Source organism: Nostoc sp., assembly GCF_036917355.1.
Lineage (GTDB): Bacteria > Cyanobacteriota > Cyanobacteriia > Cyanobacteriales > Nostocaceae > Nostoc.
In genome coordinates this window covers 1-25,726 of sequence record NZ_JBALDP010000007.1, presented here as the reverse complement: position 1 = coordinate 25,726, position 25,726 = coordinate 1, and the positions used below count along the sequence as shown (strand labels likewise).

Annotated in this window: 18 protein-coding genes and 2 pseudogenes; 11 read left to right on the top strand and 9 right to left on the bottom strand. The window is 41.5% G+C overall.

What is annotated here, in order from left to right; all coding sequences use genetic code 11:
* Both V7K53_RS01660 and V7K53_RS01655 read right to left on the bottom strand, forming a co-directional pair.
* The gene (locus tag V7K53_RS01660) at positions 1–2,235 is read right to left on the bottom strand and encodes a hypothetical protein (protein WP_335195942.1); all 2,235 of its coding nucleotides are present in this window, start codon (positions 2,233–2,235) and stop codon (positions 1–3) included.
* 392 nt (positions 2,236–2,627) lie between these two features.
* Positions 2,628–4,703: an outer membrane protein assembly factor gene (locus tag V7K53_RS01655; RefSeq protein ID WP_335195941.1), complete on the bottom strand. Its 2,076-nt coding sequence runs from the start codon at positions 4,701–4,703 to the stop codon at positions 2,628–2,630.
* 139 nt (positions 4,704–4,842) lie between these two features.
* Here V7K53_RS01655 and V7K53_RS01650 point away from each other — a divergent pair, with 139 nt between their 5' ends.
* Positions 4,843–6,207: a lipid-A-disaccharide synthase-related protein gene (locus tag V7K53_RS01650; protein ID WP_335195940.1), complete on the top strand. Its 1,365-nt coding sequence runs from the start codon at positions 4,843–4,845 to the stop codon at positions 6,205–6,207.
* A 79-nt stretch (positions 6,208–6,286) separates the two neighbouring features.
* On the opposite strand, the gene V7K53_RS01645 is transcribed toward V7K53_RS01650, so the two are convergent.
* Positions 6,287–7,009: a response regulator transcription factor gene (locus tag V7K53_RS01645; RefSeq protein ID WP_104908003.1), complete on the bottom strand. Its 723-nt coding sequence runs from the start codon at positions 7,007–7,009 to the stop codon at positions 6,287–6,289.
* A 320-nt stretch (positions 7,010–7,329) separates the two neighbouring features.
* Here V7K53_RS01645 and V7K53_RS01640 point away from each other — a divergent pair, with 320 nt between their 5' ends.
* From V7K53_RS01640 to V7K53_RS01630, 3 genes are all read left to right on the top strand, one after another.
* A complete protein-coding gene (locus V7K53_RS01640) occupies positions 7,330–7,515 on the top strand; it encodes a hypothetical protein (protein WP_335195939.1) in 186 nt (61 codons plus the stop codon).
* 757 nt (positions 7,516–8,272) lie between these two features.
* Positions 8,273–9,628, top strand: coding sequence for an ATP-binding response regulator (locus V7K53_RS01635; RefSeq protein WP_335195938.1), 1,356 nt, complete (start codon positions 8,273–8,275; stop codon positions 9,626–9,628).
* Between the two features lie 16 nt (positions 9,629–9,644).
* Positions 9,645–10,769: a hybrid sensor histidine kinase/response regulator gene (locus V7K53_RS01630; protein WP_335195937.1), complete on the top strand. Its 1,125-nt coding sequence runs from the start codon at positions 9,645–9,647 to the stop codon at positions 10,767–10,769.
* 433 nt (positions 10,770–11,202) lie between these two features.
* On the opposite strand, the gene V7K53_RS01625 is transcribed toward V7K53_RS01630, so the two are convergent.
* Positions 11,203–12,939, bottom strand: a complete 1,737-nt coding sequence (locus tag V7K53_RS01625) for a ShlB/FhaC/HecB family hemolysin secretion/activation protein (protein WP_442940461.1) — start codon at positions 12,937–12,939, stop codon at positions 11,203–11,205.
* A 720-nt stretch (positions 12,940–13,659) separates the two neighbouring features.
* Positions 13,660–15,435: an SWIM zinc finger family protein gene (locus V7K53_RS01620; protein ID WP_335195967.1), complete on the bottom strand. Its 1,776-nt coding sequence runs from the start codon at positions 15,433–15,435 to the stop codon at positions 13,660–13,662.
* A 428-nt stretch (positions 15,436–15,863) separates the two neighbouring features.
* On the opposite strand from V7K53_RS01620, the gene lpdA reads away from it, so the two are divergent.
* From lpdA to V7K53_RS01600, 4 genes are all read left to right on the top strand, one after another.
* On the top strand, positions 15,864–17,288 hold the full coding sequence (gene lpdA / locus V7K53_RS01615; protein WP_335195935.1) for a dihydrolipoyl dehydrogenase: 1,425 nt from the start codon (positions 15,864–15,866) through the stop codon (positions 17,286–17,288).
* A 121-nt stretch (positions 17,289–17,409) separates the two neighbouring features.
* Complete coding sequence (gene trpC / locus V7K53_RS01610) at positions 17,410–18,300, top strand: indole-3-glycerol phosphate synthase TrpC (RefSeq protein ID WP_335195934.1); 891 nt, start codon at positions 17,410–17,412, stop codon at positions 18,298–18,300.
* A 243-nt stretch (positions 18,301–18,543) separates the two neighbouring features.
* Positions 18,544–18,795, top strand: a complete 252-nt coding sequence (locus V7K53_RS01605; protein ID WP_094349807.1) for a DUF5340 domain-containing protein — start codon at positions 18,544–18,546, stop codon at positions 18,793–18,795.
* A gap of 117 nt (positions 18,796–18,912) precedes the next feature.
* Positions 18,913–19,575: a carbonic anhydrase gene (locus V7K53_RS01600; RefSeq protein ID WP_335195933.1), complete on the top strand. Its 663-nt coding sequence runs from the start codon at positions 18,913–18,915 to the stop codon at positions 19,573–19,575.
* 276 nt (positions 19,576–19,851) lie between these two features.
* Here V7K53_RS01600 and V7K53_RS01595 read toward each other — a convergent pair whose 3' ends face one another.
* From V7K53_RS01595 to V7K53_RS01580, 4 genes are all read right to left on the bottom strand, one after another.
* Positions 19,852–20,010: a YqaE/Pmp3 family membrane protein gene (locus tag V7K53_RS01595; protein ID WP_179065728.1), complete on the bottom strand. Its 159-nt coding sequence runs from the start codon at positions 20,008–20,010 to the stop codon at positions 19,852–19,854.
* 143 nt (positions 20,011–20,153) lie between these two features.
* On the bottom strand, positions 20,154–20,501 hold the full coding sequence (locus V7K53_RS01590) for a translation initiation factor (RefSeq protein ID WP_322735908.1): 348 nt from the start codon (positions 20,499–20,501) through the stop codon (positions 20,154–20,156).
* Positions 20,502–20,680: 179 nt separating this feature from the next.
* Positions 20,681–21,175 (bottom strand): ureidoglycolate lyase, encoded by a 495-nt coding sequence (locus V7K53_RS01585; protein ID WP_335195932.1) that lies wholly within the window; start codon positions 21,173–21,175, stop codon positions 20,681–20,683.
* Between the two features lie 115 nt (positions 21,176–21,290).
* Complete coding sequence (locus V7K53_RS01580) at positions 21,291–22,310, bottom strand: RNA polymerase sigma factor, RpoD/SigA family (protein ID WP_335195931.1); 1,020 nt, start codon at positions 22,308–22,310, stop codon at positions 21,291–21,293.
* Between the two features lie 551 nt (positions 22,311–22,861).
* On the opposite strand from V7K53_RS01580, the pseudogene V7K53_RS01575 reads away from it, so the two are divergent.
* The 3 genes and pseudogenes from V7K53_RS01575 to V7K53_RS01565 form a co-directional block, all read left to right on the top strand.
* A pseudogene (locus tag V7K53_RS01575) lies at positions 22,862–23,194 on the top strand (transposase); the annotation flags it as partial.
* A 25-nt stretch (positions 23,195–23,219) separates the two neighbouring features.
* Positions 23,220–23,498 (top strand): annotated as a pseudogene (locus V7K53_RS01570) (Uma2 family endonuclease); the annotation flags it as partial.
* A 121-nt stretch (positions 23,499–23,619) separates the two neighbouring features.
* On the top strand, positions 23,620–25,524 hold the full coding sequence (locus tag V7K53_RS01565) for an aspartate kinase (RefSeq protein ID WP_335195930.1): 1,905 nt from the start codon (positions 23,620–23,622) through the stop codon (positions 25,522–25,524).
* Positions 25,525–25,726: the final 202 nt, after the last annotated feature.

The following is a 25,726-nucleotide window of genomic DNA, read 5'->3' as shown; positions in this document are numbered from 1 at the left end:
TTATTTGATACGGTGTAATTTGACCTGAAAATCTTCACCACCACTCACAATCATGGTTCCTTGATTAGTTTTCAAGTCGATACTATTGATTTTTTTAGAGCTTTGGTAAATTGTTTTACCTTCTGCTGCTCTTGTTTTGTCAAGCTTATGTTCGGGAGTTAAGTACCAAACTACGACTCGTCCATCATCGCCACCACTTACTAAGAGACTACCATCGTCACTAAATGCTAGAGTCCGCACAGATGTTTTTGATGCTGACCAACGGTCTAGTTGTGAACAATTAAGTTCATTTACTTTTTCTAGCTGATTCGGATTTTTGATAGTTTGACACTGATTCAAATCCCAAATGGTAATAAATCCCGCAGAATCAGAAGTTGCGAGGATTCTTCCTGTTGAGTCAGGAACAAAAGCTAATCCCCAAATAAAGTCTTCAGGCCCAACTAATGGGTCTAGTTTTTCTAGATTTTGCACCGATAAACTTGGGGATTGTTTATCAGATTGAGTTTGATTCCACTGCCACAATATAAAACGCTTAAAGTTTCCAGCAATTACTAGAGTTTTTGCATCTGGGCTGAGATTTAATGCCCGGACTTGGAAACCTGAGAGTTTCAATCTACTTTGTACGTCAATAACTTGCGGTTCTGGCAGAAAATCGCTGTTAGGTGCTGGTCTTGACCATAGTCTCACTTTACCGCTGCCATACCCACTGAATAAGTTAAGTGAGTTTGAGGTGAAAGCTAGGTCAAAAACGCGATCGCCTTTTGCTTTAGGATCTTTAAGGTCTTGAAGTTGGCTAATCTTTGTACCTGAAGGGACATCTCTAAGTTCAATTACACCATTATCTAAACCAACAGCAACACGATTATTTTGTAACGGCATGAAGCGCAAGACTTCTACAGCATCATCGGTAATCGCCATCAAGCCTTTGGGCTGTTGTGCTTGGTCGCAAGCAAGGGGTTGCCCAGCGTATGTCACCGTATCATCAGGATCTAAACTATCAGCACCAATTCTCCAAAGTCTTAAGGTGCAATCATCTGAACCACTGACCACAGATAAACCAATGCCACTAAAACGCACTGAGTTGACAGAACGTGTATGCATTACGCCTCTTGGTTGCAAGATTAATGCGAGGAGTGCGGCTAAAAGTGCGATCGCAGCTAATTGTAGCCATAAAGGTATAATTGGCAGAGTCTTGACTTCTAATGTCTGCGTGGCTGGGTCTGTACTCCCTAAACGTTGGTCGGATAATTCCGATTTAGCCTCCAGCAATAAAGTTTTACCGATTCCAATCCAAGGACGTTTTGTTTTAACATCGAGGATGACTTTACTTGTCTCTCCTAGATGAAGATTGGCACTTTCAGGAAGCTTTTTAAAACTACATTTTCGCCAGTCTCTACCCTGCACCTGCACATTAATTTCCTGGTTAAGATTGCTAGCGTTTTTAAATAGTAATTCAAAGGAAGCTGTATCAGATTTCCAGTCAGGCAACCATGCAGATTTACTGGGGATTTTTAGGTGTTTTTCGGTAGTAGTAAAGTCTATAAAACCCACTGGCAAAACTTCAATGTTGCCTTCAGCATTAGTTGGATAACCATTATTGCTAACAGCTTCAATAGTAAAAGGATAATTTTGACTGGGCGCTTGCACTACAGAAGGAGGTTGGCATTGGAATGTAGCTTCTGCTAAACCACCTGGATCTAAGAGTAATCGCCGTTCTGCACTGCCAGCCAGCCAAGACGGATCGACGCCTGTAAAACGCAGCATTACCTCAGTTGGTTGTTGCCCCAAGTTCCGCACCCGTACTGGTATATCGATAGAATTGCGGGGATAAACTTGGAACTCTCGTACAGGTAATTCTACACTTAAATGTGTTGGTCTGTTGTCTCGCTCGATTTTCAAGCGCAGCACAAGTCTGGATTGTTGTGCTAATTGCGGTGAAAAAATGTTTACCATCAGGTTGACAGTACCAACAAATCCCGGCATGGGTGTATTGAATACGAAAACTTGGAAGATGGTACTACTGCCCGGTGGCTTGGCTGCCGCTACCTCTGGTTCGAGTCTATACCAGCGATATCCTGTGTTGCGGATTTCTCCCGCCGCAGTAATTTCTATCTGAAAATTGACGAAGCGATCGCTGTCATTATTGACAGTTACCTCAAATGATACTGGAGTATCACCTGGACGAAAAGTTAAGTTTTGAGTAGAAAGGCTGGCATTAATAACACTTTTTTCCATGCTATTACTTATAATATTTTTTTATATTCTGCGTGACTAGCGCTATTAAAAAATTAATGTCTTGTGAAAACGTGACAATAGCTTTTTTCCTTTGATTATTGAAATTTATATACTATTAAATATTGTGTAATAAATTGGTCAATTTATAAAAGTCATTTTCAAAGGCGATCGCTAATAGAGATACAGCAGAATTCAGAATTCAGAATTCAGGAGTAAAATACGCTTTATACCTGGGTAACAGACTTAGCTTGCTTGTGTACCTCACCAACTTGAAATCTGCTGTATGAGCCAAAAAGAATGTAGAGACATAGCAATGCTACGTCTCTACAAGGGTTCTGGATAACGCATATTTAGTTTTTGGATATGACCTCTCAGCAACGCCTGAACTCAAATTAAAATCGCTGCCCAATTCCTAGATGCACTTTGCTTTCTCCCTGGTCGTTAATGCCATAGTCAGCCCGAATTAAACCTAGTGGTGAATTTACTCGCACTCCCGCCCCATAACCAAAACCATAACCTGCTTTATCTCGTACACCTGCCGGATTTCCTAATACAGTATCACCAGAGCCTAAATCTGAGGCAAAGTCGGCAAATAATACACCGCCTACGATTGGTAAGACCGGAAAACGATATTCTGCGGAAGCCAACACATAACTGCGACCACTGCCAACTTCTCCAGAATCGTAACCGCGCACTGAGTTGGAACCACCCAAATTAAAGCTTTCGTAAGGCGGTAAATTCCCAAGGACGGTACCGGCTTGGACATTCACCGCAAATACTTGTGGCTGTTTGCTGTTAAATAGCTGTACTGGTAAATATTGGCTGTAGTTGGCTTTGAGGCGATTAAGGGAAATATTACCTTCGCCGATGGGTATAGATTGTTCTGTACTCAAACTTAGAACGGAACCTTGAGTTGGATTAAGGGGATTATCCCGTTGGTCTTTGGTGGCGGTGAAGGATACGGTTGTGAGGTCATCAATACCAGTTCCACTCGCAGAGAGGGGATTGCCCTGAACGTCGGTTGGGGTAACATTACCTTGGCGATCGCGAATACTAGTTCGGGTATAATTTAATCCTAATGAGGTATTCCAGTCATCAATTGGTCGCTGCAAGCTGACACCACCGCCAATTTGACCTTCTCGCACTTTGTCGCCGTTAGCTAGCTTAATCTTATCATCAAAGGTTTCCGAAAGTTCCTGACTACGAAAACCATTTACAGTGTAACCGAAGCGATCGGGGTTAGTTATCCGATAGGGGCTAGTAAATTTGGTATTAAACTGCAAGTCTCGGCTACTTACACCAACATTCACACCTAAAGTATCATTAACACCGCCGACATTCTGATCTTGATAGCTGATTGTACCTACCAATCCTTGATCGGCATTGTAACTACCACCCAAGTTAACACCACGCGCCCCAGTCTCTTTGAGTTGGTAGACTAAATCAAGTTTTGTTGCATCTCCTTCTAAGGCAACATTCACGCTTTCAAATAAACCTGTACGATATAGCTGTTGAATGTCTTGTTTAACGACATTTTCTTGGAAAATTTGACCGGGTTTCAACTTGAGTTGTTGTTGTAAGAAATCTGCTTTGGTGCGTCCTCCGACGGGATTACCCTTGCTATCAACGGTTTTACCTTCATCATTGACAAAGCGAAATTTGATATCACCCACCAAACCTTCAGCGACATTCACAGTGAGAATGCCTTGAGAACTGGGTTTAATTGATAGCACCCGCGCTAAGTTATAACCATTGTCGGCGTACCACTTGTTAATTTGTGCTACTGCTTGCTGGAGTCCATTGGGACTGATGGTGGTTCCAATCTGAGATTGCAAACGTTGTTGAGCTATTTGATAAGTAAGCACTTTAGCACCAGATAATTGCAGCGATCGCACTATCACTGGTTGGACTTGGTAAACTACATTCAATCCAGCCTGTGTGCTAAAGCTATTCACACTGACACTACTAAATAAACCTGTATTTAAAATTGCTGTTACATCTCTTTGTAACTGGCTTTGACTGGTTTCTCCACCCACCTGGGTTTTAATTACCTGGCCAATGATTTGCTGTAATTCTTGATTGGCTCCCACCACCTGTATATCTGTAGCTCTGACGACCAAATCGCCTTCAGTCGCAGGAGTTTTGGGAGATGAAGGAGAAAAAGAGGGAGTGGGAGGAAGTATTACTGATGAATTTCCCTTGTCTGTTGATTTTAAGACTACTGGGGAATTTTTGTTTGCATCTGTTTGCACGACGACGGGATTTTGGGAAAATTGTTGTGCAACTATAGTTTCTGGGGAAGCAATTGTCTCTACCCGTGCGGGAGTGTCTTCAATTATCGGCACCACCAAGTTACCAGCTTTTGGAGTTGGAGTAACGGTTTTAGCAGGTGCAGCCGTTGCTTGCTGAGTAACATTGCCAGCAGCTAAAGTAGCTAAAGTAAAAATAGCAGTAGTAGAAACTCGCATATATATTTAACCTAATTAACTGGGAGTTAGTTGTAGAGACGCTAGCGAATAGGGATAATACTAACTTCCAGCTTCCTCGTCGATTTCCCTATTTATACCTCTTACCCAAACAGACAGTTAATTTTGATATTTTGTTTCTATGAATAATCTATCTCGGTCATCTCTAGCTTCTAACTCCCAATCAGCAACTTCTCCTTTGCGATTACTTGTATTAAGTAATGGTCATGGGGAAGATGTGATTGCAGTTCGGATTTTGCAAGAACTCCAACGACAACCAAACCCACCAGAGATATTTGCTTTACCCCTGGTGGGTGAAGGACGTGCTTATGAACAGTTGGATATCCCCTTTATCGGTTCAGTCCTGAATATGCCTTCTGGCGGCTTTATTTATATGGATGGCCGCCAATTAGCGCGGGATGTACGCGGTGGTTTATTGAAACTTACCCTCAGCCAAATTAAAGCTATCCGCCGTTGGGTGAGTTCTCAAAAAAAATTAGGTAATAAAAGAGCAATTTTAGCAGTGGGAGATATTTTGCCACTGTTGTTTGCAACACTCAGTGGCGCTAATTATGCTTTTGTCGGTACGGCAAAATCTGAATATTATGTGCGAGATGAAGCTGGATTATTACCACGAAAATCTAAAGACGCAGGTTGGGAAAACTTTTCTGGTTCAGTCTACCATCCTTGGGAACGTTGGTTAATGAGTCGTCGCCGTTGTAAGGCTGTATTCTTTAGAGATGCGCTGACAACGGAAACATTAAAACAATGGCCAATTCCAGCTTTATATTTGGGTAATCCCATGATGGATGGTCTAGAATCGAGGTTTTCACGCCAACAATTTTATAGTCAAAATATCATACAGCAAGAGACAGTTCGACCTTTTGTTGTGACTCTTCTTCCTGGTTCTCGTCCCCCAGAAGCATACACTAACTGGGAAACAATTATGATTGCTGTATCTGCATTGATGACAAGTTTTCAACAGCGAGATTCAATCTTTTATAGTTCTAACAAAGTACTATTTTTAGGTGCGATCGCTCCTGGTTTAGACTCTAATATTCTATCCCAAAGTGTGCAATCCCAAGGCTGGCGCGCTGAATCAGCATCTCCTATCCAACTGAGCGATCCAAATGTCTTGACATTTAAACAGAGAAATGCTTATCTGCTATTGACACAACAAGCCTATAATGATTGCTTGCATTTGGGAGATATAGCGATCGCAATGGCAGGTACAGCCACAGAACAGTTTATCGGTTTAGGCAAACCTGCGATCGCAATTCCTGGTAATGGGCCGCAATATAACCGTGGCTTTGCTGAATCTCAAAGTCGTCTTCTGGGATCGTCTTTGATTTTAATCGATCGACCAGCAGATGTAGCGAAGGTTGTACAATCCCTATTTAAAAATCCTGATAATTTGCAAATTATTGCTGAAAATGGTGGGCGACGCATGGGTAAACCAGGAGCAGCACTACGTATTGCTAATTGCTTGCGGGAAAAATTGGGATAATAGGGCAGTGGGTATGGGGCATTGTGGCAGGTTATTCTCCTTGTCCCCTTGTCCCCTCATCTCCCTTGTCCCTAATTCCTCACGCTACCAACCCCGAACGTAAGGCCCTTACAGCAGCTTGGGTACGGTCATCAGCACATAGTTTATTTAGAATATTACGAACATGGGTTTTTACAGTACCAACTGTAATGTAAAGTTTCTCCGCAATTTGACCATTGCTACACCCAGCTACAATCAACTCTAGGATTTCCAGTTCCCGTTGAGTCAGAGGGTATGTTTCCAAAACTTGCTCGTATTCTGTCGCCAGCGCTTCAATTTTTACAGTCTTCGGCTTGTCAGAACCTTGACTTTCTCCAGGAATACCTTGGCGCATCTTCCGCAATACTACGTTGGCAATTGCCGGATCGATCCAAGAGTTACCGCCGTGAGTTGCTTGAATTGCCTCAGTTAATTTACTGATGCTGGTTTCTTTCATATAATAAGAATCAGCGCCAGCTGCAAAAGCTGCAAGTACAGCATCCTCTGTATGATCCATTGTCAAGATGAGAATCTTCGTAGTAGATTGCCCATTTTCAGCCTGGGAGCGTTTGAATTTGCGAGTGAGTTCGATGCCATCCATGTCAGGCAAGCCGATATCTACTACCGCTACATCTGGCTTTGCCGTTTCTAAAAGTTTTAATCCTTGGGTAGCATTTGCCGCTTCCCCAATTACTTTCAATGCGCTATGAGACTGTAACGCTGCTCGTAGCCCCATTCGCGTTAAGTCATGATCTTCAATTAAAATAATACTAATTTCATTCATCGCTACACTCACTCTTGCGCTATTTGCATCTTTCAAAGTCTTGCCTTTTGTAACTACTATCTATTATTTTCCCAAACTCAAGATAGATGATATTTCAACCTGTCTGCATCCACCGATAGAAATAACAAATATCCAAAATTTTTATATTTAGATAGAGGACAAATCTAGCTGGAGATATATAGATACTTACACAAAAAGTATGAAATATTTAAACGAATGCCAAATTGCTCTCTCCTTGCCGATCGTTCAGCTTTGAGTTGCCATGTTTCATTGGTTAATTAGTATTATTTTGGATCAAACTTTAAAAAAAGCTTAAGAAGATGAAAAAATTACAGCGGGTGAAAGTTGCTTTAAGAGAAAGTGAACGATGGTTGCGAACGATTTTTAATCAAACCTTTGGATTCATCCGATTGATAGAGCCAATAGAAATCCTCATGGAAGGGAATCAGGCAGCGTTAAAAGTTGGTGGAATCACCAACAGCAAAGTAATTCGTAATTCTTGGTGACGAACTTGTTCATCTGACTTTTCACAGGATATAATATCAAGCCTCTGTGCGAACCTTTCCCCTTTATCGGTTTTGAATTTTTGCCTAACTTTTGTCGGGAACCTTTCTTCGGCATTAAGGTTTAGTAACTTTGCGAACATCTATAAGTTCAATATAACCGGGAAAATACTAATACAGATGTGGCGATCGCTAAGAAAATTGTTGAAATTCCAGGAGCTAGAATTACTTCAGATTCAAAAATAGCTATAGATATTACTTTTTTATTTACCTGGTATAACTAACCTGATAGGTAAAACTGTTCAAGCTTATGGTACACGATAATGAGATGTAACTCTCACCAATGACTGACGACGGTGGCTTGCTCACTCATCTACAATTGTTTTAAGCTTGGTAAAGTATTTTATTTTACTTTATATCAACGGTGTCTGCTTGTTAATTACTAATTTTTTGCAGGACATTGGTCATTTGTTAGGAGTTTAGTTACCAGAGTCTGGTAAATTAACCAGATTGAAGATACAACAGACTTAATTCAACCTAAGGAAAGGCCCAAAAGGGCGATCGACATACTACTAATGGAGGATAACGAAGTTGATGTGATGAATTTCAAGCAGGTATTAAAGTGGATCTTATGCAAAATATCTTAATCAATCAAATTACAGGTTTTAGATGTCCGAAAATCTTATGTTCTTTAGTTGGATAATCTGAAAAAGATAAATGTTATACATCAACCTATGTTTGGCGGCGAAAATAAAAACCGATGGAAGAGACGCTGAAAATTTTGGTTGTAGACGATGACGAAGTAGACCGGTTAGCAATCCGTTCTGCCCTGACTACAGCAGGTGTTCAGATGCAACTGTCTGAAGTAGGCAATGGTAATGATGCGTTCTCTGTCTTAAGCATTACTGCCTACGATTGTGTTTTCCTAGACTATTCCTTACCAGATCGCGATGCACTAACCTTGATTCAACAGCTACGTTCTTCAGAAATTAAAGTTCCTTTAGTAGTCCTAACTGGTCAAGGAGATGAAAAAATTACTCTCCAATTATTGAAAGCTGGTGCTACAGACTATCTCTCTAAGTCTAGAATATCTCCAGAAACTTTGTCGCAGGTTTTGCGGAATGTGATTCGGATTTATCGGGCGGAAATGCAGGTAGATTTGGCAAATCAGCAACTCAGAGAAACTTATGAACAACTCATTTGTCAGAACCAAGAATTGGAGAGACAACAACAACAGATTCAAATGCAAAACTTTAAGCTATTGGAGGCATCACGTCTAAAATCACTTTTTTTGGCAACTATATCTCACGAACTTAGAACGCCGATGAATGCGATTATTGGTTTTTCGCAAATACTGCTGCGTCCTAAATTCGGTCAGCTAACGCGCCAGCAAGCAGATATGGTTGAGCGCATTTTGAATAATGGGAAGCATTTACTAATGCTACTCAATGAAGTTCTCGACTTTTCCAAGCTGGAGGGAGGAGGATTAGATTTAAAGGCAGAAAGATTTGATATATCAAAGGTAATCAATCTTGTTGTCAGTGAAATGCGTTCCTTAGCTGATGCTAAAAATCTTTCATTGTTAGTACAAACCAATTTGCAAAATCCTTTGATATTTAACGATCCGGTTCGTGTCAAACAGATTTTAATTAACCTGCTTTCCAACGCCATTAAATTCACAGAATCTGGTGAAATTTGGGTTGAGGTTAAGGAACTCCCTGCAAATCGAGTGGTAATTATCGTTCAAGATACAGGTATAGGCATAGCCCCCAGAGATTTTAAGCATATTTTTGAAGCATTTCGGCAAGTCGATCAAACTATCACTCGCAAATATCCAGGTACAGGTTTGGGTTTGGCAATTATAGATTCGCTAGTGCGAATGATGGGCGGTAAAATATTTCTTGAGAGTAAATTGGGGGTGGGTTCAATGTTTAAAATTGAATTGCCACGTCAAATTACATTACCGACTGTAGCAGCCCATACTCCAGCTTCACAGTTAAATAACGATAACGACGATTTTTTTTGCCCTGCTAAAAATCCTCATCAGTCACCTTTTCAAGCCAGGAAAGCACCAATAGAATATCCTAAATTTAAAAATTACTTCCAAAAAAACTGATAAAAATTTATAGATCATGTCTGTAGTTGAAAATAATAAAATTTACCGTATCTTAGCAGTTGACGACACTCAAGATAATCTCATTTTGGTTCAAGCAATTTTAGAAAGTGAGGGATATGAAATTGATTTGGCTTCAGATGGAATCAAGGCTTTACAGAAAATTGAGCAATCTCCACCCGATCTGATTCTGTTAGATGTAATGATGCCGGGGATAGATGGCTATGAAGTCACACGTCGAATTCGGAATAACCCTGCAATTTCTTATATTCCCATTCTATTAATTACTGCCTTTCATCAATCCAGCGTTGTCGAAGGTTTGGATGCTGGTGCTGATGATTTTATTCGGAAACCATTTGATACTGATGAACTACTGGCAAGAGTGCGATCGCTATTACGTCTCAAGCACAGTCTGGACGAACAACAAAAAATGGCCCGTCAACGGGAAGATTTTGTTTCTCGTTTGACTCATGACTTGCGAACTCCTCTAGTAGCCGCCGATCGCATGTTGAATTTGTTTGAAATGGAAACATTCTGCAAAATTTCGCCGGAAATGAAACAGGCGATCGCAGTAATGATTCGCAGTAACCAAAATTTGATGGAAATGGTGAACACGCTCTTAGAAGTATATCGCTTCGAGGCAGGTAAAAAAACGTTGAATTGGGAGGAATGCGATTTATGTGAGATATCTCAAGAAGTAGTCAGCGAACTAAGTCCTCTAACTAATGAAAAAGGCTTGACTCTGGAAATTAATACCCGTGAATTAGATCCATTGAGTCAAAACGCTGCTGTTATTATGGGCGATCGTTTGGAATTACGGCGAGTGTTAAACAACCTGATTGCAAATGCCATTAAATTTACAGATACGGGAGGCATAACAATCCGTATTTATGAAACATCATCTAATCCAGGAGATCCAGATTCGGTAATAATTGAGGTACAAGATACAGGATATGGGATTGCGCCAGAAGATCGGGCAACAATTTTCGAGCGATTTCGCCAAGGCAGAAATAAACGCTCAGGTAGTGGCTTAGGACTACATCTATCCCATCGCATTATAGAAGGGCACGCAGGAACTATTAAGGTCGCTTCTGAAGTAGGTAAAGGTAGTTTATTTACTGTACAACTACCTAAAAACACTTAAGATATTCTCCTTCACCACAGATTATTTTGTGGATATCTCCCAAGAAATTACATTTAATTTTTGATGTGTTTTTTTGCCCCTAACAAAACTTAAATTAGCTTAAATTATATGGATTAATTACAGCAGCATTTTAAGGTTAATCTAATCAAAATACTGCCAGATAACTTGCCTCTTCCAATATTTGTATACTCCCAATGGCAGATGTATCGATCGACTAAAATAACTAAATCTACTTTTGTATCATTCTATAGATAGTAGAAATAACTATTTTACGAAGTTATTATTTAACCTATTAATGCCTGAAAAACGTGTATGCACCCTGGAATCATAACCCAGGGTCTTTTTTATAAAAACTTAGATAATCTTCATATTTTCATCATTGAGTACTGTCTATCCCCACCTCAACTCTTACTAAGGTGGAGATGAACAGCGCTTAAAAAGGATTATAGAGTAAACTAAAATAGAGGCCGTTTTCTTGTAATGTTCTCTCATTTGAGTTAACAGATACCAAAGGAATACCCCAGTCAAGACGAACGGTAAAGCGATCGCCCTGTGCCCAACGCAACCCCAGACCAACAGCAGCTAAAGTATTACGATCGGGATTATCTTTACCAGAAGTATTCCAGCCAACACCAAAATCTACAAAGGGGATAACCTGTAAGATGCTATTTATCTGCGGTAAGCGCAGAATTGGTACTTGAACTTCCGCAGAAACAAAAGTGCCATTATCTGTCAGTAGGTAATCTTGACGGTAGCCGCGAATGCTATCCTGTCCACCGATGCCAAATTGCTCTATCGGCAGAAGTTTTGTAGATGCTAGTTGCGTATTTAAACGTAATAACAATAAAGTTTCAGGAGCTAAAAGGCGCGCCCACTGCGCTTGCCCTTGCCAAGCAAAAAAACGGCTATCAGGAGCATCTTGATTAACTGTGGCATTCAACACATCTATGCCTAAATTGAATTGAGAGCGTAGGGCAATGACTTCACGGCTATTACGGCTCGTCCATTCTTGAAAAAATCGCAATGCAGATACTCTGGTACGTCCCTGTTCATCAGATCCAGGTGAAAGGTCAGAGGGGGGCCCAAATTCTGGTTTCCACGAGATATCACTTTCGCGTCGGGAAGCTGTTAACCCCAGAGCGAATTCTTGTGTAGGAGTTTGGATTATTGGCTGGCGGAATGTCAGTTCGTAGTAGCGAGACGCCGATTCGATATCTAGGAAGTCGAAAGGAGGCTCAATGACATTGCTCGACGTAGTGCCATAATTTAAGCTAAGGGTTCCATTGCGGGGATTAAGAGGCAATGTGTAACTAGCGTCAAAGGAGTTGCTACCATCAGTATTGGTGTAGCCTACACTCAGACCATCTCCCAATCCGAGTAAGTTGGCTTCATTCAATCGTAATCCGCGGCGGAAACTGCCAACACTAGGCGATCGCCCATTATCAAGAACTATTTGGCCACTAAAGGTTTTTGCCTCACTGATTTTAACTTCCAAAAGACTCGTACCCGTGCGCGATCCTGCTGAGAGTTCAGCAGTCACGTTTTGAATCAAAGGATTAAGTTGCAAAAGTTGCAAGGCTTCTAATAGACGCTTGCGATTTAGAGGCGGTGATGTTGCGATTGCTAGTCGGCTACGGACATAATTCGGATTCAACTGCCGAGTTCCAGTTACCTGAATATCTTCTAATTTACCTTCGACCACCTGAATTTTGAGAACACCAGATTGGATTGTTTGAGGTGGAATATAGGCACCAGAGGTAATGTAACCATTTTTGACATATAAATCGGTGATTTTAGAACGTGCTTGATACACTTCAGTCAGCGAGATTGGTCGTTTGGTAAATTCAGCAGTGGCTTTGGCTAATTCTTGGGCACTGAAAACTGTGCTACCAACAACTTCAAAGCGTTCAACAACAATAGTTTGAGGAAAGTTGCCAGGGAGTGGTGTATCAGGTGTAGGAGTTGGGGCAGAGGGTGGAAGTAGTTCTGCTGGTGGGGGGAGTGGCTGTGGCACTTCAGGTGAGGGAAGTGGTGAAGGTGTGGGTGGTTGGATATCCTGTGGTGGTGGAATTTGTTGTGATATGGTGAAATCACTCGTTGGTAATTGTGTAGTATCAACAGCCTGAGCTTTCAGTGGACTTAAAGATGTACCGCTAAGTAATAGAAACATACTCAGCGGTAAGCAGGACACTATAAGATTCTGAGGGTATTTATCAATCATTGCACTGGACTATTTTTGTCAGTAACTATGAGATTATACGGGGACTGCTTCAGATGTGAATCTTACTTCATCTTTTGTCGCTAAAGTTGATATCTTGAGCAAATCTCAATTTAAAAGCTAAATCATCTGGTTATTTGCAGACTTAAAAGTATCAATGAGATATCTGGTGAAATTAATTATGCGTTGCCCGAAATCCTTGGTAGGCAAAATTTATGTAGTCATATCAGGTTCAGTTAAATACTTATAACATCTGTATGTTGGGTTGAGGAACGAAACCCAACGTTTGATCTTTGTTCATGTTGGGTTTCACTGCCGTTCAACCCAACCTACATTACATTGATAAAGTTTTATTATAAGTAATCACCCGAACTTGGTATCAAAGGCTTCCCATCCCAATACGTGGAAGCAAGCTACATGTAGGGTCTCCATGCTTTTTTTGCAGTTTAAATCTTATACCAAATTTCTGATTTAGTCTGCTGCAATCAGTGTAGGTCTTCCCCTTGTGCGTCTCTAAAAGACAAGCCGCTCATTGCAACCTTCTACCTGCTGTCCTTATTCACTAGACTTCTTGCATAAGTCGGGAAAAGGGGAAAAAGTTCTGTATTCTCCCCTTCCCCTTTAACCTTTACCCTTTTCCCCTCTCTTGCAAAAAGCACTTTTGCAAAAGGTCTACTCCATACCACTTTCCTTAAACATTCCCATCAATTTACGTTTACGAGCGTGAGTTTGCATCAAGTTTTCCCGATAGCTTAACCAGTCAGCTTTCTTCCCAGATTCCAAGTAGGCATTACGCGCCTTTTTCAACCATTCAACCGCGTAATAATAGTATTCGGCTTTACCTGCATCCATAATCTTTTCGGCACGGCGACGAGCATTAGCAATCACCCAACCAGGATTATGAAAGATAGCAGCATCCATAACTCGGTGAATTAACTCTGAACGATCGGAACTTAGTTCACTAGCGATCGCAATTGCATCATCAATTAGCACCTCATGCAAGAATATATCCACCTTGGCTGATTCTGTTTCCCAACCACTATAAGTACGGACAATTCTTAGCAGGTCTGTTTTGACACTTTCCCAGTTTTCCCCAGCTAATTCTGCCATCTTTTGGTAATCCACAAAAGACGGCTTCATTTGAAAAGCCGCCTTGATTGCTAATAAGGCAGCTTCATTATTACCCAACTCAATAGCTAAATCACTTGTCCAAATTCCCAATTCATACTGACAATTACCCGGTAAATTTAATCCACTCTGGGCTATATCTAATGCTTGCTGTAACACCCCCTGAATGCTGAGTGTTTTTGCTAGGGCAAAGGCTTCTTCCATTGAGTTCATCTGGGTTTGAGCAGCATCAATTGCTTCTTCCACCCTGCCTAAACGCCCCAACATTGTTAGATATTGCTGGGTTTGCCCTTCCGCTTCTGCTAAATGCAGGTATTCTTGATAACGTTCTTGACGTTCGAGAATTTTCAGGCGAATTAATGCCAAATCATCAGCATAATCTGGTACGTCTTCTTCCCATGCTCCCCTTTCAGTAATGTTACCTTGGAGAACTTGTACCAGTGGAGGATAATCCCAACCTTGGCGTAAAGCCTCCATAACTAGACCAAAATCAGCATTCCACTCATCTTGCCAAGCTTCCAAATTTATTTGAATATCAACTTTTTCTTCTGGAGTAAGTTCGGCGATCAGAATTGCTTCACACCAAGCATTATTTAATTCCGCGACAACTTCATCATTTTCAGCGCCGTATTCGGCAACATCATCCCAATTTTCCGCACAAGTAGAGGTAATCGCTGACAAAATAGCGATCGCATTTTCACCTTCTCCCCGTTCGCTAAAATCTACCGCAGTTTGCACTACACTCAGCAAATCTTCGCCAATCGGGTCATCTTCGTATCCCTCCTCAAAGTAGCGCACGGTATCCTTGAGAATCTGCCGTACTTGCCGCCGGAAGAGAGCCGGATCGAGAGTATTGCGGCGCACAAATTTTATGTTTGTTTGGTTGTCAGCAGAATTTGTCATCCAACTTACATGACGGTCAATTGCCTCAATTAGGGGGGGGTATTCTGCTACTAACTCTTGCAGCAGCCTTTGAGTTTCGATACGATCCAGGCGATTTAGTAGTTCTTCAAGGGTAGGGCGCTGCTCAATATTTTCGGAGTTACGCACACAAACGAGCATCGTGGCGACAATGTGTTTGCACCACCCTTCATAGTCGTAGGCACAGGTGCATTTTACTGAGGTTAACCCACTGCTATCGAAATTCAGGCTGACATGATAAGGTTTAGCTTCAGTGCCTACAACATCTGCCTGAAGCAGATGACCACGTTGGATAACGGCATTAACAGCACCAGCGTTATAATATGCCTCGCCCCGCTGGAAAGATTTGGCGTTGGCATGACGGCGGATAGTAAATTCACTAATTGGGGGAATAGACATCGAGCGATCGCCTGCGTAAATCTTCTGGATCAATCCTAAATCCAGCTTAGTGTTACGCTAACGCGCTGTAAAGAAAAAGGTGTGGAGATTCTGAATGAGACTGCAATTTCTATTCATTAACTCGCTCAGAACTGGGAATCAGCTTTATTACCCTGCAAATACTCACTTAATTTCTTGTCGCTTTTCTGGGAAAACCAACCCATATAATGAAAATATCCATATTTTCGCCAGAAGTGAGTGAATCATAATTTGAGTTAGCAATACCCGAACCTGAAATCAGTGAACAGTCAACAGTAAACAGTCAGGGTAATGTAAGGTAAGGGATTTAGAGTTCAGCGATAAAACTGATAACTGATAACTGTTAAAAGGGTTGCGCTGATTGTCGGTCAAGTTGAGAATAAATAGGCGAAGCACACGGGGAAACTAACGTGAGTCAAGGATATGATTACGATTTAGTAATTATCGGCGCTGGTGTAGGCGGACATGGCGCAGCCTTACACGCCGTAAGTTGTGGTTTGAAAACAGCAATTATTGAAGCTGCTGATATGGGAGGAACCTGTGTTAATCGGGGCTGTATTCCTTCTAAAGCGCTGCTAGCAGCATCTGGACGTGTGCGGGAGTTACGCAATGCTCACCACCTCAAGTCACTGGGAATTCAAATTGGTAGCGTAGAATTCGATCGCCAAGCGATCGCTAATCATGCTAACGATCTCGTCTCGAAAATTCAAGGCGACTTAACCAACAGCCTCAAACGTCTAAAAGTCGATATCATCAGAGGTTGGGGAAAAATCGCTGGGGCGCAAAAAGTCTCTGTAACCGGAGACGGTGGTGAAAAAACCATCACAGCCAAAGACATTATCCTTTCGCCCGGTTCAATTCCTTTTGTGCCTCCAGGGATTGAAGTAGACGGCAAAACTGTCTTTACCAGCGATCGAGGTGTCAAATTAGAGTCGTTACCAGACTGGGTGGCAATTATTGGTAGTGGTTACATCGGTTTAGAATTTTCTGATATTTACTCAGCTTTGGGTTGTGAAATCACTTTGATTGAAGCCCTAGATCAGTTAATGCCAGGATTTGACCGCGATATTGCCAAACTTGCCGAACGGGTGCTAATTACTCCCCGCGATATTGAAACGAAAGTTGGGATATACGCCAAAAAAGTTATCCCAGGTTCACCTGTGGTAATTGAATTAGCAGATTTCAAAACCAAAGAAGATGTAGATGTCATCGAAGTAGATGCTTGCTTGGTGGCTACGGGACGCATCCCAGCGACCAAAAATCTTGGTTTAGAGTCAGTGGGCGTGGAAGTAGATCGGCGGAATTTTATTCCAGTAGACGATCGCATGGCAGTACTCTCAGCAGGTGAAGTCGTACCGCATTTGTGGGCAATTGGCGACGCTAATGGGAAGATGATGTTAGCACATGCGGCTTCTGCTCAAGGCATCATCGCGGTAGAAAATATAGTTGGGAGGGAAAGAATAGTAGACTATCGCAGCATCCCAGCGGCAGCATTTACCCACCCAGAAGTCAGCTATGTAGGCTTAACTGAAACAGCAGCTAAGGAGTTGGGACAAGCTGAAGGATTTGAAATCGCCACCAGTAGGAGTTACTTCAAAGGAAATTCCAAAGCGTTGGCAGAAAATGAAGCCGACGGTATTGCCAAGGTGATATATCGCAAAGACACCGGAGAAGTCTTAGGAGTCCACATTTTTGGACTGCACGCCTCAGACTTAATTCATGAAGCGTCAGCTGCGATCGCCAACCGTCAATCTGTCCACAATCTTGCACATCTAGTTCACGCCCACCCGACTCTCTCAGAAGTCCTAGACGAAGCTTATAAACGAGCCATTTAGTCATTTGTCCTCCGTCATTTGTCCTTTGCTAATAAACAAGGACAAATGACCAATGCCCAATGCCTAATGCCCACTTGCCCTGAGCGAAGCCGAAGGGATGCCCAATGACCAATGACTAATTATGCAAATCCGTCGCCGTTCACCTAACCCAGCTATTTCCGTGTCTATGTTACGTTATCAGGCTGCCGTACCTGATGCAGCGCCAAACAACATTTTGGAAGAAATTGTCTGGCATAAAGAAGTAGAAGTAGACCAAATGCGTGAAAGGCTGCCTTTACGGGAATTGCAACATCAGGCACTCTCTGCGCCACCAACCCGTGATTTTGTTGCCGCTTTGCGTCAAGGTCAGACAAAGCCAGCATTGATTGCCGAAGTTAAAAAAGCTTCACCGAGTAAAGGCGTTTTACGAGCAGATTTTGACCCAGTAGCGATCGCCCTGTCTTATCAGCAAGGAGGTGCTAGTTGTCTTTCTATACTCACAGATGTCAAGTTCTTTCAAGGTAGTTTTGACAATTTAGCCAAAGTCCGGGCTGCCGTAGATTTACCCCTACTGTGTAAAGAGTTTGTCATTTATCCTTACCAGATGTATTTAGCGCGGGTTCAGGGTGCAGATGCTATTTTGTTGATTGCGGCTATTTTAAGCGATCAAGATTTGCAATACTTCCTGAAAATTGCTAACAACCTGAAAATGGCAGCCTTGATTGAAGTCCATAGTTTAGCAGAACTTGACCGTGTGTTAGCTTTAGATGGGGTCTCCTTAGTAGGAATCAATAATCGCAATTTGGAAGATTTCTCTGTCGATCTGCAAACTACTTGCCAACTTTTGGCTGCCAGGGGTAGACAATTGCAAGAGAAAAATATCCTTGTTGTTAGCGAGTCAGGACTACACAACCCAGAAGATTTGAGTTTAGTGCTGACAGCAGGTGCTTCTGCTGTACTCATTGGAGAATCTTTGGTAAAACAACCAGATCCCGGCGCTGCGATCGCTCGTATATTACCGAGGAATTTTTAAAATAAACACCCCACCTGCCCTAAAAGGCGCAGGGCAACTGCACATAATAGTTAAGCAATTGGGCATACTATGCGTATACACGCAGCACTTTGCTATCAAATAGCATTAATATCTTTGCCAAATCTTCATTGCTAATCAAACCAAAGCCATAAGCAACTAGTTATTTATTATGTAACAATTTATTAATAAGAAATAAACTGTGACTAATACAAAATCCCAAATATGAAATCAAAAGTTAACTTCATGGAGCAAATTCCTCTACCTTCGCCTATTCACTACGAACTTATACTTCAACTCTTAGAAAGACAAACTATGTTAGCTGTAAATGATAACCCAGATTTAAGGCATCAGGTGAATCAGCTAATTATTACTCTCCGTAAAGCTGCTGTACAGCAAAAACGACTAGAAGAAATTTGCGAGTTTTCCTCTGTAACTATCGATCACCGTTGGTCAATCAACCATCATAACGATAACAAAGTTGTTGCCCCCGATTGAAAAAAATTGTCATCTTTATAAGATTTTAGTTTTGAGTAAGTTCATCTTGATTTAGACAAAACTGTAGATCAGTTAAAATAAAATATTGATGAGATTCTCTCTCGAAGTTGACGAAAGATGAAATACAACAGCATTGATGAACTCCTCAGAAATAATCAGGCTTGGGTTGCCGAAAAGCTAGCTCTAGATCCAACTTACTTTCAAGAATTATCTAATGGACAAACACCACCTTTTCTATACATTGGGTGTTCTGATAGTCGTCTGGCATTAACAAAGTTTACCCGTACTGAACCAGGAGAGTTATTTGTACATCGTAATATTGCCAATCAAGTTTCTCTAACGGATATAAACTTTTTAGCCGTTTTAGAATACGCAATTTTACACCTGAAAGTGGAACACATTATTGTTTGTGGTCACTACGATTGCGGAGGAATTAAGGCAGCTTTAGAAGGGAGAACTATCGGAATTCTTGATAACTGGGTAAATCCAATTCGGGAACTGTATTTAGAGAAACAAGAAGAAATTGACGCCTTGCCAACAAGAGAAGAACGTTTGAATCGCTTGGCGGAAATCAATGTTGTGGCGCAAGTGAAAAATCTTTACCAAACTTCCGTCATGCGTCAAGTACTCCATGAGCGAAAAGCACCTATGGTTCACGGCTGGGTATTAGATATACGCACTGGGTTAATCAAAGATTTGAACGTCTCAACTGTGCAATGGCAATTGCACATCTGCCCCTTGCTTCTAGAGTTTAGACTCTATGCCATGTTAAAAAGTTAGCGTTAATTCGGTATTTTCTGCCACACAAAAGCTTACATTAAAGACTTGATAAATATTGTTTTTACAACTTTTATTTAGATATCGGGTTTTCTTGGGTAGTGTTTATATATATTTCAAAAATAAAATAGTAAGTATTTTTAGAGTTTTTTGTTTAATTAAAGTTACGAGTACAAGGTAGTTAAGTTCATAAACTTTTTTATAGAGGCAATTTATGAATTGCCTCTATAACAATCACTAACACAGATATTGGTACGCTTAACCTACTTCTACAAAGAATTATTTCTTAGCAATTATCCACACTGCATGAATAATCCCAGGAATGTAACCAAACAGCGTCAAAAGTATATTAATCCAAAAGTCTATACCAAAACCTACTTGTAAAAAAACTCCCAAAGGCGGCAGGAAAATGGCACACAGAATCCGAACTAAATCCATTTAAACCTCCTGTTAATCTCAGAAAAAACAGCTTGTTGACAAACTAATTTACCACTGTTCAAGCATATTTGTACCTCTCAAAGATAACATTCCCTCTCTTAATCTAGATAGCGCTTAAGATACGGTAAACCGCACTCAACACATTAGCCACCGCTAATCTTGGCTTTGTAACCTAGCTTGGTCAAAATCTCGACAATTTTCTGTTTGTGTTCGCCCTGAATTTCAATTTCGTTGTCTTTAAGTGTTCCACCTGTGCCACACTGGGTTTTCAACTGCTTCACTAAATCTGCTAAGGTTTCCGGTTTGGCTTGAAAACCGCTAACAACTGTGACGGTTTTGCCTTTGCGTCCTTTGCGGGAAGCTTGTACTTTCAGATTTTGTTGTTGTGGGGGTAGTTCTGGAATCGGTCTTTCTGTAGCAGCGGAGTTGTCATTGCCAAATTCGCGGTAGACAAAGCTTTTGTCAGAAGATTGAGACTTGGAAGAAGACATAAAATGAATGTTTAAGAAAAATTTCAAAGGCAGTGGAAACTTCTATGCAACCATTCTGCTGGGATACAATTTCTAGGCTAACATTACACATCCATACAACATCATAACCAAACTGACGTAATACTTGAACTGATTCAAGAAAATGGCTTGTCTATATCTATAATTAAACCTAATCTTACCTAAACCATCTCAAACTCTAATTGATGACTCTTGAGAAAATCATGGGTGAAATGATCCACCATATTGGTATCAGCTAGTTCCAAATTATAAAAATCCACAGCTTCATGGTCAAAATGGGGGCCAGCGTGCCAAGTACCCTCATGTAGCTTGATAAAACAATTCCCCGGAATGCGGAAAGCAGCAATATCTTCTAATGCTGGTTCATTCACATCATTATGGGGAGGACAAACTGCAATTAACCAATCCTTCCCTTCCAAAGAACCCAGACATTGAGTGCATTGCACATGGCGAGTAATTTTGTGAAACTTTCGCCCTATCTTCTCCAACCGCATAAGATAAAATCGTGGAATCCCGTTTTGCAGGTTTAACTGGGCATCTTCTCCATCGTAAGCTTTGCCATCAAGACTTGCAAAAATCACCTGTCCATAAGGCCGAAAGTTTTCAGAAGTCACCCATTGTACCTGCAATTGTTGCACTGTCTTTGGTGTACTCATATCAAATCTTTAAGAGAGATTATTTAGGTTTATTTTCCCCCAGAATGACTGAATTTTATACAGCCATTATGGTGACTTCCTGAGTTTCAATGCCCTAAATTATGAAAAAATAACTTTAGCTAGCTAGATAACTACGTACTTGTTCCTTTTGGCGTCGGAGGAGACTGAGAGCTTTTTGTTCTATCTGACGCACCCGTTCTCGACTAATACCCATGCGATCGCCAATTTGTGCTAAAGAAAGTTCATACCCATCAGTTAGACCAAAGCGCAGGGTTAATATTTCTCGTTGCTGGGGAGACAGCTTTGCCAATAAGTCTTGTAAGTCTTGGTGGAGAGATTCTTCAACAGCATAATCTTCAGGAGAAGGACCATCATCCTCCAGTATGTCTTGCAATTCTGTATCTTGTTGTTCGCCAACTCGCGCCTCTAGAGAGAAGGGTTGACGGGCTAGGTACAAACACTCTCGAACTTGACTAGGTGTTAAAGATAAGGCAGTGGCAATTTCAGCAGTAGTAGGAACGCGACCCAACTGTTGAGATAATTCTCGCTGCACTCGTTTAATTTTGTTCAGTTTCTCAAAGACGTGGATAGGTAAACGAATTGTACGTCCTTGTTGAGCGATCGCTCGTGTGATTCCTTGACGAATCCACCAGTAAGCATAAGTAGAAAACTTGTAACCAAGAGCGGGATCAAATTTATCTACCCCTCGTTCTAAACCTAAAGTACCTTCTTGAATTAAATCCATAAATTCTAGGTTCCGGTGCTGGTATTTCTTTGCCACAGCTACCACTAACCGGAGATTAGCCTGAATCATTTTCTGCTTGGACTGGTGTCCTAAATTTAGCTGTTGCTCTAGCACCTCCACACTTAACTCCACCCGATCTGCCCATTCTTGCAGCGTGGGTTCATGGTTTAATTTCACAGTCAATTCTTCCTTAGCAGCTAATAAATTCATCATCTGCTGCACTTGTTGAGCAAAAATAACCTCTTGTTCGCGAGTCAACAAATCTACACGCCCGATCTCTTGCAGATAACTACGCACAATATCATCTGTAGCTCGAGGCTTTTTATCTGCGGCTAAACTTTTTTTCTTCGTTTTTTGAACTTCGGTATGTAAAGATGTTAAGTTGCTCATGGTTATTTGCTCCTCTGTAACCTCATCAATTTATTGGTATCAAGTCTAGATATTCAGACCCACAGCCATTTCACACTGCTAATCAATAGATATCTTGCAAAAGTACTTAACACCCCATCACTTAATTTCCTTCCCGCTTTCGGGGAGGGGGTGACAAAGCTACGCTTTGGCGGGGTGGGGTTCTTAATTTGTAATTTATGCAAGAGGTCTAATCAATTTGCAACACGGATGAATTCTGGTCTATGATACATTACAAGTTAATTCTTGGAGATAACAAACCCAAAATCAACCCACCCCTTAATAATAACATCATCACCAGTCACAAATCAATTACCTAAAGTATCATTAGCATATCCTTTGAAGTAATTACATTCTTTTATCATTTATTTTTGCATATCCTAAAATACAATTAGCAATTAAATTTAGTGTAACGATCCAATACAGTTTCTGGAAAAAGTAAAAAATATCGAGTTGCTATTAATAATTAACGATCTTCCATGACTCTTATGAGAGAATAATAGAATGAAGTGTCGTAAACTATTTGCTGGACTATGTTTGGGGGAAGAGAGCCTGCTGAAACGATAAAATTTGTAGATGATTACTGTGAATGGTATAGAAAGCTGTTTTCAGAAGTCAGAAGTTTTGAAGCGTTTAAATATCTTCATCTGAGAATGATTTCAGAGGTTAAACGCAAAACCTTACCAGAAATAGCACGGGTAGTAGGATTAAGTAACGAGCAAGGGTTATTACATTTCCTAACAGAATCCCCTTGGGAAATAGAGAAATTAAGAGAAGCTAGATTAAAGCTAATTCTCAAAGTTTTAGCCGAACGAGAAATAACACTGATTATTGATGAGACAGGATATAAAAAGAAAGGTAATACTGTTTATTAAATTTAGCTGCGTAGCAGCTTATAAAAGATATCCCTGTTTAATTGTCGAAGTTTTATCTAATTTTACTGAAGCCTTTGACCGAGGCGATAAATTCGCCGATTATCAAACCCTGGAAAGTCTGCAAGAGTATGTTTTAATTAATACCAAATGTCAGCGAGTTGAGTGTTTTCGACGCAATGAGCAAGGGTTGTGGATTTTACAATCTTACACAGCAGAGCATCAATCATTTCGACTCAATAGCGTGGATTTTGAGGAAACAATGGCCACACTCTACGAAGAAGTCATTTTTGAATAATCAATTATTATAGGGTATTCGACGCAATATTTAGTAAACTATATAACTGATAAGCCTTGAAGGCTTCCTAACCAGGTGGAAGCGTTGATGAAAGCAGGCACAATTGATTAAATAAAAAGTTATGGCGCTCATAGTTCAGAAATACGGTGGTACATCTGTCGGTTCAGTCGAACGTATTCAAGCTGTTGCACAGCGTGTTTATAAAACTGTTCAAGCTGGAAACTCTATTGTCGTAGTGGTTTCGGCAATGGGCAAAACCACCGATGGACTGGTCAAACTAGCTACTGAAATTTCTCCAAATCCTAATCGCCGGGAAATGGATATGCTGCTTTCTACTGGCGAACAAGTAACAATTGCCTTACTCAGCATGGCTTTGCAGGAACTCGGACAACCCGCAATTTCCATGACTGGCGCTCAGGTAGGAATTGTTACTGAAGCTGAATACAGCCGCGCTCGAATTTTGCATATTGAAACTACTCGCCTCAGTCGCCACATAAATGAAGGTAAAGTAGTTGTAGTAGCTGGCTTCCAAGGTATCTCTAGCGCCGGAGAGATGGAAATTACGACTTTGGGTCGTGGTGGTTCTGATACATCAGCAGTGGCGATCGCAGCTGCATTAAGAGCGGATTTTTGCGAAATTTATACAGACGTTCCAGGTATTCTCACTACAGATCCCCGCTTAGTTGCCGAAGCCCAGTTGATGGATGCTATCAGCTGCGATGAAATGTTGGAATTAGCTAGCTTGGGCGCAAAAGTGCTGCATCCCCGTGCTGTGGAAATTGCCCGTAACTACGGTGTTCCCCTGGTAGTTAGGTCTAGTTGGACAGATCAACCAGGTACTTGGGTGACATCAGCCAAACCCCAAGGGCGATCGCTAATTAATTTAGAAATTGCCCGTCCTGTAGATCATGTAGAATTTGACACTAACCAAGCAAAGGTCGCTTTGTTGCGCGTCCCCGATAAACCAGGCGTAGCAGCCAGGTTATTTGGCGAAATTTCTCGGCAAAAAGTAGATGTAGATTTGATTATTCAGTCAGTTCATGAAGGTAACAGTAATGACATTGCCTTTACGGTTACAACACCAATATTAAAACGGGCAGAAGCAGTAGCAACAGCGATCGCTCCAGCACTGAGGAGTCAATCTAACCCTAAATTGGACGAAGCCGAGGTAATGGTAGAACATAACATTGCTAAAGTCAGCATCGCAGGTGCGGGAATGATTGGGCGTCCTGGTGTTGCTGCAAAGATGTTCGCCACATTAGCTGAAGCTGGCGTGAATATTCAAATGATTTCCACCAGCGAAGTCAAAGTAAGTTGCGTAGTCAATGCCAACCAATGCGATCGCGCCGTCAACGCACTCCGCACCGCCTTTGAAATAGAAGCAGGGGAGCAGGGGAGCAGGGGAGCAGGGGAGAGTACCTGCATAGATTCCCCTCTGCCCCTCCACCCCTCGGTCACTGAGCGACTTGCCCTGAGCGTAGTCGAAGGGAGCCGAAGTGCTGTCCCTCTGCCCAATTGTCCTCCCGTTCGCGGTGTCGCTCTCGATTTGAATCAAGCGCGTCTTGCTATTCGCCAATTGCCAGATCGGCCAGGTATGGCGGCGAAGTTGTTTGGATTATTAGCGCAACATAATATTAGTGTTGATATGATTATCCAATCTCAACGTTGTCGGGTGATTGATGGCGTTCCCAGGCGCGATATTGCCTTTACAGTCTCGCGGATAGACGGGGAAAGTGCCAGAAAAATGCTTACCCAAGTAGCAGCAGAGTTAGGATGGGGTGAAGTTGTTTTAGATAGTGCGATCGCTAAAGTGAGTATTGTTGGTGCAGGTATGGTAGGACAACCAGGTATTGCCGCTAAAATGTTTGAAGCTTTAGCCCAACACCAAATCAATATTCAAATGATTGCCACCTCAGAAATCAAAATTAGTTGTGTTGTGGCACAAGAGCAAGGTGTTAAAGCTTTGCAAGCTATTCATGCAGCCTTTGAACTGGCTGGTAGCGAGAAATTTGTCGTGCCAGCGTAAAATCTGAATCAAAGAGCTTTCACTTTAAATCCCTTTCCCAAACTTGGGAGAGGGACTTTGCAATATACACGCCGTAATAGCCCACACCTCGATCTCATTTGAAGTTGCTTAACGGGACTTAGACAAAACAGGAGAGTAAAAAAGAGTACAATGCTTAATTAGCATAGCTTTCACGTTGAAAAAAGCTCATGAAAGAAACCAC